The sequence below is a fragment of the Paenibacillus sp. FSL H7-0331 genome (genome assembly GCF_001956045.1).
Genome location: NZ_MRTH01000028.1, coordinates 98,898 through 105,160 on the forward strand (window position 1 = coordinate 98,898; position 6,263 = coordinate 105,160).

Here is a 6,263-nt window from a genome sequence, read left to right on the forward strand (position 1 = left end):
AGTAACGTATTGCTAACCTAAAGGAAGGATTTTTACAAGGCATGTCGAATACATCCATTATAGGATTTTAGAAGACCATCAAGGGGTTGAATGAACATGCAATTGAAAAAGCTAAACGACAAAGCGATCGATCAACTGTTTGAATCGATTTTGACATTAAAAGATGTGGAAGAGTGTTACGTTTTTTTTGATGACTTGTGTACAGTCAATGAAATTCAATCCTTGTCCCAGCGGCTTGAGGTCGCCAGAATGCTGCGTAAGGGCAACACATATAACCAGATCGAAGCCGAGACGGGTGCCAGTACGGCGACAATTTCCCGGGTTAAGCGTTGCTTGAATTATGGCAATGACGGTTATAAGCTCGCTTTGGAGCGCATAGGACGCTGAATCAGACAGACTTGCTCACTTGGCTGCAAACCAAGCTTAGGATCAGAACAGTTGCTGTGAACAGGCTGGATTACTCAATCAGAGTTCAAGGAACTCATAGTCTGACTTTTGAGCGATTGGATGTTGAAGGCTGGCTTAAGTCGCTTTGCCACAGGATAGGGGGCTGCTGAGGCAGACTCCTTTTTTTGTTGCACACGCAGCTTCTCATGATTCAGCAACTTACCACCGGATGCGACTATTGGCATGTTTTCCTATTTGGGATGGGTAGATTTGTGCTATAATAGAAGAAACAGCGGCAAAATTAACGGAGGGGCACCGAAGCGCTTCTTTTTTGTTACGAGAGAGGGGTAGGCCTTTGGTCACGTATGGTGTATTGGTTATTAGCCATGGCTCGCGCAGTGAGCATTGGGTTCGACTGGTTGACGAGGCCGTCAATGCGGTGCAGGTACCGACGGGGATACCGGTGTTTTCCAGCTTTCTAGAAATTGTCGAGGGTAGGCTCATTCAGGATGGAATTACGCATCTGGAGTCGTTGGGTGTAACAGATATTATCGTGGTGCCGTTATTTATTTCCTCAGGGAGCACACATATCGACGAAATCAGCTATGCGCTTGGCGTTAAGCCTGAACCGATTCTTCCGACGGATATGACACCCTTTACTATTCGGGCCGTCATTCATTTTACAGCACCGATTGATGATGATCCTGTTATTGCTCAAATATTGTATGAAAAAATGAAGCCGCTGTCAGCAGCTCCTTCCCAGGAGATTGTTCTGCTGGTCGGTCATGGCAGTATAGAACGGAATTTTCATCTTCTGTGGCGCAGAGGTTTAGAGAAGCTGGCTTCAAGGTTAAAAGAATGTGGAGGCTTTGATGAGGTGGATGTAGCGATGCTGCTGCCCAACCAGATTCCAGCCAAAATGGGTCGCTGGCGCAAGCTGAAACCAGACCATACGGTGCTGGTGGTACCACTTTTTCTCAGTGAGGGATATTTTACAAACGAGGTCATTCCTGAGCGGCTGCAAGGATATACTTATCAATATAATGGGAGGTCGTTGCTTCCTCATCCGCTGTTGCCAAGGTGGATTGAGCAGCAAACGGCTCCTTTTTGGAAACGTTAGGATTGCAATATATGTGAACGGGTGATTAAGGAATGGCCAAACGTGCAAGATTAATATATAATCCAACCTCTGGCAGAGAGGAAATGAGAAAACGTCTGCCGGAAATTTTGCAGCAGCTCGAACGCGGCGGGATCGAAACCTCCACTCATGCGACGATCGGCGAGGGCGACGCTACACTGGCTGCGGCTGATGCAGTCGAACGCGGCTTCGAAATTATTATCGCGGCGGGTGGGGATGGTACCTTGTACGAGGTCATCAACGGCGTAGCCGAGAAGGCATACCGGCCTCCCATCGGCATTCTCCCGCTGGGAACGACCAATGATTTCGCCCGGGCGCTCAATATTCCGCGCAGCTGGGAAGGTGCGGTTGACGTGATCCTGCAGCAGCATGCACAATACATCGATGTCGGCAAAATGGATCAACGCTATTTTATTAATATCGCGGGTGGCGGCTCCTTGACAGAGCTGACTTATGAAGTGCCCAGCAAGCTGAAAACGATGATCGGCCAAATGGCTTATTATATGAAGGGTCTGGAAAAGCTACCTCGCTTAAGCCCAATTGAGCTCTACATTCGTACAGACGATAATGATTTTCATGAAGAGGTCATGCTGTTCCTTATTTCCAATAGCAACTCTGTCGGTGGCTTCGAGCGACTGGCGCCGGACGCTTCCCTGAATGACGGATTGTTTGATGTGCTGATTCTCAAAAAGTGCAATCTCGCCGAGTTTATCCGCGTCGTATCGTTAGCGCTGCGTGGTGAGCATTTGGGAGATCCTAATATTATTTACCTGCAAACACGTTCGATTCAGGTCAGCTCACCGGACTACGTACAAATTAATTTGGATGGCGAATTCGGCGGAACGCTGCCATGCACGTTTACAAACCTGCCCTCCCATGTACAAATCTTCGTGGATCAGAGTGGATTATCGGTATACAAGTAATTCGAGCGGGAATTACGTATATGGGCAATGATTTAAGTCGCACAAAGAGTCTGTTCAAAAGATAAGTAAGGGTGAGCATGCTTCACTGGTTTACTTACAATGGACAGGCTCTTGCCGTGCAAATCAGGAAATACAAACATGGAGTGAACGGATATGAACAGAAAGAATGGCAAGAGTGGCTATAAAAAAGATCGATCCGGCAAGGATGCAAGTAAAGTGGGCAGCCCAGGTGCTCGCCCGAATTCGAATCGGGGATTAAACAACAGAACTGCGCCAAGTGTGGATACAGCGGATTTGCCGGTTGCCAGGAACGAAGAGTATGAGGCCGAGATCGTCGGCATCGGACATGAAGGGGAAGGGGTAGGCCGCGTGAATGGCTTCACCCTTTTTATTAAAGGTGCGCTTCCGGGCGAGCGAGCACTTGTTAAGGTAATGAAGCTGAAAAAGCAGTACGGCTACGCGAAGCTGCTGCGAATTGTGAAGTCCAGCCCAGACCGCATCAAGGCACCCTGTCCCATCTATGTGCAGTGTGGCGGCTGCCAGCTGCAGCACTTAAGCTACGAGGGGCAGCTGCGTTTCAAGCGTCAGCTTGTCGTGGACAATCTGGAGCGGATCGGGAAGCTCAAGGTGGCTGGGATTGGAGAGAACGAGGCTGATGCTGACGGAGGCATCGTCGTTCATGCAGCAATGGGTATGAACGATCCGTGGCGGTATCGCAATAAAGCACAGGTGCCTATCGGACAAGCTAGCGCTCAATCCGCTTTGGACTTGAGCGGCAGTGGCGAAGCCGTGCCTACGGTTATGGAAGGCGGCTTAGTAGGTGGCTTTTATGCACAAGGTACCCACCGTATTATCGATATGGAGGCTTGCCTGATCCAGCAGGAAAATAACGACCGCGTCGTGTCCGAGGTCAAGCGGATCGCACGCGAGTTGGGTATCCGTCCGTATAACGAGGAAACCCATAAGGGCCTGCTGCGTCATGTCGTAGCCCGCTATGGTTTTAATACCGGAGATATTATGGTCGTCCTCATTACCAATGGTCATGACATCCCGCATAAGGATGAACTCGTGGGCCTACTTCACGCGGCAATTCCCGGCATCAAGAGCATTTGCCAGAACGTGAACAGGGAACAAACGAACGTTATCTTCGGTGAGCAGACAAAAGTACTATGGGGCGACGATGTGATCTACGATACGATCGGAGATATCCGATTCGCGATATCCGCGCGATCGTTCTTCCAAGTGAATCCCGTACAGACGGAGGTTCTGTACGGCAAGGCACTTGAATTCGCCGGCTTGAGCGGCGAAGAGACGGTGATTGATGCCTATTGTGGCATCGGCACGATCTCGCTCTTCCTGGCGCAGCGTGCGCGCCAGGTGTACGGCGTCGAAATCGTCGAGGAAGCTATCGACGATGCGCGGCGCAATGCGCTGCTGAACGGCATTAGCAACGTTCAGTTCGAAGCTGGCCCAGCCGAGGTCGTCATTCCCGAGTGGCGTCGTCAGGGCATCAGCCCCGACGTCATCGTGGTCGACCCGCCGCGCAAGGGCTGCGATGCGGCTCTGTTATCGACGATTCTGGAGATGCAGCCGAAGCGCGTGGTGTACGTATCCTGTAATCCATCGACGCTGGCGAGGGATCTAAGGGTGCTGGAGGATGGCGGGTATCGGGCGGTGGAAGTGCAGCCGGTGGATATGTTTCCGCATACGACACACGTTGAAAATGTCGCATTGCTTGTTCGGACTGATACAGTTTCTTGAAAACCTTGCTACATAAAGGGATATTGATTAGTACAGTTTATATATAAGTGGTATAACAGAGGCGTTTCGTAAGAATTGCCGTAAAACTGCCGTAAAACTACAAGCATAGCCAAAGTAGCGGGGCATAAATGAACTGAAAAGACGATGGGGAATGAACTAACCAACCCACCGTCTTTTTTTACAGGGTGAACAAAGCGGTTTATGCGTACCCAAATATATCAAGAAGTTGGTGTGGTTATAAAGCTTTAAATTTTATATAATTGAACTAATTGGAATTTTGATGGAAAAAGAAATAATCATTACCTGTTTAATGCACTTTGTTTAAACATTCGTCTTTTGGAAGACAAATTTTAAGATCACGTCTCTTTTTGTATATTTGAAATCAAATTTAGGGTGGTGACTAATATGAATACAAAAAATTATTTAAATCAATTAAAACGAATAGATACAATTCCAAACTTAATTAAAGAGATAAAGACAATTTTCAAAAGTTTTGAAGATAATGACTACATACCAGCAATTATTGAAGAAGGTAGTTTTACAGTAGAACAGGGGGAAGACCTGTATTTAAAATTAGTTTTAAAACATCAATCTATAAAGCTATTATAGCACTGTTGCTGATGTGAAATACATTCATTCCGAACTGTTTTGTATTTTTTTCGCGGACAAATGAAGTGATTTTTTTTTGATCTTTGAGATTTTTTAAAAAGAAATAATACCTGTCCTTCAGCTCATCAAGAGAAGACACCTCATTAATAACGAATTCATTTAGCTTCGCTAAGGATTGCTGATACGACTGTATGAAGCTTTTCCCATTGATAATTGCTTGTTCTAATTCGGATGACAGCTCTAGAGTATTACTGTGGTTTAAGTACGTTAGTCTAATTTCTTCTGTATCCATTTTGGACAGTTGAATTCTGGTCATAACCTCGATATTGCTGTTTCTTACTAGACCCCAACCACTACCAGTAAAGTTTGCTGAGCCAAGATACGCAATCTTATTGTCGATAATATAAATCTTGGAGTGAAGATTTGTTATTGACCTTAGTGAGACCCCAGACTTCTGAAGCCGTTTTAATGCATCTAATTCTATCGCCCCGGTCAAATATTCGATTCCGAAGGGCAATGTGACTACAATTTTTTCTATAGTCTTTGTTCCTGCAATAGCATCTACAAGATTGCTTACTGCGGGTGACGTAATATAAGGGGAGATAATGATCACCGATTTCCTTGCTTTTGCAAGATCATCTTTTAATTTCGACATAAATTCAGAATGTAAGAGCTTTCTCATTGTAGGTCTCTCCTTTATTTGTCAAAGTATATGTAGGCAAAATCTTACTCCTAGGATGGAGGTGTTCATTGGATTCGTTATTCGATATATTCCCCAGCACCTTCCACTTTCTGATCGCCCTTCATAGTTAGTAGTACACAGGCTTCTTACAGAACTCTTTTTGATTGACAATAGTATCGTCAATGTTAATAATGGTACTATTAATATCTATTTATAGTCAAAAAGGAATTAGTAGTTTCTTAATTGTTTGTCACACCTCAGGTAAGCTTTTTTTGAGGTGATATAAATGACGGAAATCGCCAAGCTGCTCGGTGAGCGGATTCGGAATATAAGAAAAGAGATGAGATTAAGTCAAGAGCAACTGGGGGAATTAGCCGGATTGCACGAAAAATATATAGGACAAGTGGAGCGGGGAGAAAAGAATCTTTCCATTGATAGTTTGTATAAAATTGCGGACGGGTTGAATCTAACTTTAGAGGAATTGTTCCGATCTTTAGACCCTATTGTTAGGGAGGATGATCTAGGGAAGCTGTTGGAGTTGTTGATTAAACGTCCGAAGAGTGATCATACGATGATTTTGAATGTTGCCAAGGTGATATTTGAGCAGAGGGGAAATTCAAAGTAGGTGTGTTCATAATTATGATTATATGGTAATGTTATCCTAAAAGACGACACCGTTCACCAACGAGGCCACTGAAAAAGTCCAAATCTTATAAACAGGATACCTTACCTCCATTTCGAGGAAAGGTATCCTGTTTTCCTG

Annotated in this window: 7 protein-coding genes; 6 read left to right on the forward strand and 1 reads right to left on the reverse strand. The window is 45.5% G+C overall.

All coding sequences use genetic code 11. The annotated features are described in order from the left end of the window. Positions 1-96: 96 nt before the first annotated feature. From BK127_RS29895 to BK127_RS29915, 5 genes are all read left to right on the forward strand, one after another. Complete coding sequence (locus tag BK127_RS29895; protein WP_076235767.1) at positions 97-387, forward strand: YerC/YecD family TrpR-related protein; 291 nt, start codon at positions 97-99, stop codon at positions 385-387. A gap of 355 nt (positions 388-742) precedes the next feature. Further along, the gene (locus tag BK127_RS29900; RefSeq protein ID WP_076235768.1) at positions 743-1,507 is read left to right on the forward strand and encodes a sirohydrochlorin chelatase; all 765 of its coding nucleotides are present in this window, start codon (positions 743-745) and stop codon (positions 1,505-1,507) included. 32 nt (positions 1,508-1,539) lie between these two features. After that, entirely contained in the window at positions 1,540-2,448 is a 909-nt protein-coding gene (locus tag BK127_RS29905) for a diacylglycerol kinase (RefSeq protein WP_076235769.1), read from the forward strand. A 153-nt stretch (positions 2,449-2,601) separates the two neighbouring features. Next, on the forward strand, positions 2,602-4,209 hold the full coding sequence (gene rlmD / locus BK127_RS29910) for a 23S rRNA (uracil(1939)-C(5))-methyltransferase RlmD (protein ID WP_083689705.1): 1,608 nt from the start codon (positions 2,602-2,604) through the stop codon (positions 4,207-4,209). Positions 4,210-4,614: 405 nt separating this feature from the next. Then, positions 4,615-4,818 carry a hypothetical protein gene (locus BK127_RS29915; protein ID WP_076235770.1) on the forward strand — a complete coding sequence of 68 codons (204 nt, stop codon included), beginning with the start codon at positions 4,615-4,617 and terminating at the stop codon, positions 4,816-4,818. On the opposite strand, the gene BK127_RS29920 is transcribed toward BK127_RS29915, so the two are convergent. Further along, complete coding sequence (locus BK127_RS29920) at positions 4,802-5,500, reverse strand: phospholipase D-like domain-containing protein (protein ID WP_076235771.1); 699 nt, start codon at positions 5,498-5,500, stop codon at positions 4,802-4,804. The genes BK127_RS29915 and BK127_RS29920 overlap by 17 nt on opposite strands. Before the next feature lie 286 nt (positions 5,501-5,786). On the opposite strand from BK127_RS29920, the gene BK127_RS29925 reads away from it, so the two are divergent. Next, a complete protein-coding gene (locus tag BK127_RS29925) occupies positions 5,787-6,125 on the forward strand; it encodes a helix-turn-helix domain-containing protein (protein ID WP_076235772.1) in 339 nt (112 codons plus the stop codon). Positions 6,126-6,263: the final 138 nt, after the last annotated feature.